The 1,996-nt window shown below is 57.1% G+C and carries 1 rRNA gene (cut by a window edge); it reads left to right on the forward strand.

Annotated elements, in window-relative coordinates:
* Positions 1–57: 57 nt before the first annotated feature.
* A 23S ribosomal RNA gene (locus ABZY20_RS37045) occupies positions 58–1,996 on the forward strand; it runs 1,271 nt beyond the window's last position.

A 1,996-nucleotide genomic window follows, 5' to 3' on the forward strand; every position in this document is an offset into this window, starting at 1 on the left:
GGGGTGATGGGTGGCTGGTCGTTGTTTGAGAACTGCACAGTGGACGCGAGCATCTGTGGCCAAGTTTTTAAGGGCGCACGGTGGATGCCTTGGCACCAGGAACCGATGAAGGACGTGGGAGGCCACGATAGTCCCCGGGGAGTCGTCAACCAGGCTTTGATCCGGGGGTTTCCGAATGGGGAAACCCGGCAGTCGTCATGGGCTGTCACCCATACCTGAACACATAGGGTATGTGGAGGGAACGCGGGGAAGTGAAACATCTCAGTACCCGCAGGAAGAGAAAACAACCGTGATTCCGGGAGTAGTGGCGAGCGAAACTGGATGAGGCCAAACCGTATGCGTGTGAGACCCGGCAGGGGTTGCGTATACGGGGTTGTGGGATCTCTCTTTCACAGTCTGCCGGCTGTGAGGCGAGTCAGAAACCGTTGATGTAGGCGAAGGACATGCGAAAGGTCCGGCGTAGAGGGTAAGACCCCCGTAGTCGAAACATCAGCGGCTTGCTTGAGAGACACCCAAGTAGCACGGGGCCCGAGAAATCCCGTGTGAATCTGGCGGGACCACCCGCTAAGCCTAAATATTCCCTGGTGACCGATAGCGGATAGTACCGTGAGGGAATGGTGAAAAGTACCCCGGGAGGGGAGTGAAATAGTACCTGAAACCGTGTGCCTACAAGCCGTGGGAGCGTCGGAACAAGGCTTGCCTTGTTCTCGTGACTGCGTGCCTTTTGAAGAATGAGCCTGCGAGTTTGCGGTGTGTTGCGAGGTTAACCCGGGTGGGGTAGCCGTAGCGAAAGCGAGTCCGAATAGGGCGTTTCAGTAGCACGCTCAAGACCCGAAGCGGAGTGATCTAGCCATGGGCAGGTTGAAGCGGAGGTAAGACTTCGTGGAGGACCGAACCCACCAGGGTTGAAAACCTGGGGGATGACCTGTGGTTAGGGGTGAAAGGCCAATCAAACTCCGTGATAGCTGGTTCTCCCCGAAATGCATTTAGGTGCAGCGTCGTGTGTTTCTTGCCGGAGGTAGAGCACTGGATAGGCGATGGGCCCTACCGGGTTACTGACCTTAGCCAAACTCCGAATGCCGGTAAGTGAGAGCGCGGCAGTGAGACTGTGGGGGATAAGCTCCATGGTCGAGAGGGAAACAGCCCAGAGCATCGACTAAGGCCCCTAAGCGTACGCTAAGTGGGAAAGGATGTGGAGTCGCACAGACAACCAGGAGGTTGGCTTAGAAGCAGCCACCCTTGAAAGAGTGCGTAATAGCTCACTGGTCTAGTGATTCCGCGCCGACAATGTAGCGGGGCTCAAGCGTACCGCCGAAGTCGTGTCATTGCAGCAATACGGCCAACGCCGGCTGTGATGGGTAGGGGAGCGTCGTGTGCCGGGTGAAGCAGCCGCGTAAGCGAGTTGTGGACGGTTCACGAGTGAGAATGCAGGCATGAGTAGCGATTCACACGTGAGAAACGTGTGCGCCGATTGACTAAGGGTTCCTGGGTCAAGCTGATCTGCCCAGGGTAAGTCGGGACCTAAGGCGAGGCCGACAGGCGTAGTCGATGGATAACCGGTTGATATTCCGGTACCCGCTGTGAAGCGTCAAACATCGAGCATCGTGATGCTAAGGCCGTGAAGCCGCCCCTGATCTCTTCGGAGTGAGGGGGAGTGGTGGAGCCGCTGAACCAAGCGGTTAGTAGGTGAGTGATGGGGTGACGCAGGAAGGTAGTCCATCCCGGGCGGTGGTTGTCCCGGGGTAAGGGTGTAGGACGTCAGGTAGGTAAATCCGCCTGGCACATAGTCTGAGACCTGATGCCGAGCCGATTGTGGTGAAGTGGATGATCCTATGCTGTCGAGAAAAGCCTCTAGCGAGTTTCATGGCGGCCCGTACCCTAAACCGACTCAGGTGGTCAGGTAGAGAATACCGAGGCGTTCGGGTGAACTATGGTTAAGGAACTCGGCAAAATGCCCCCGTAACTTCGGGAGAAGGGGGGCCACATCCGGTGATGA

The sequence above is a fragment of the Streptomyces sp. NPDC006624 genome (assembly GCF_040611555.1).
Lineage (GTDB): Bacteria > Actinomycetota > Actinomycetes > Streptomycetales > Streptomycetaceae > Streptomyces.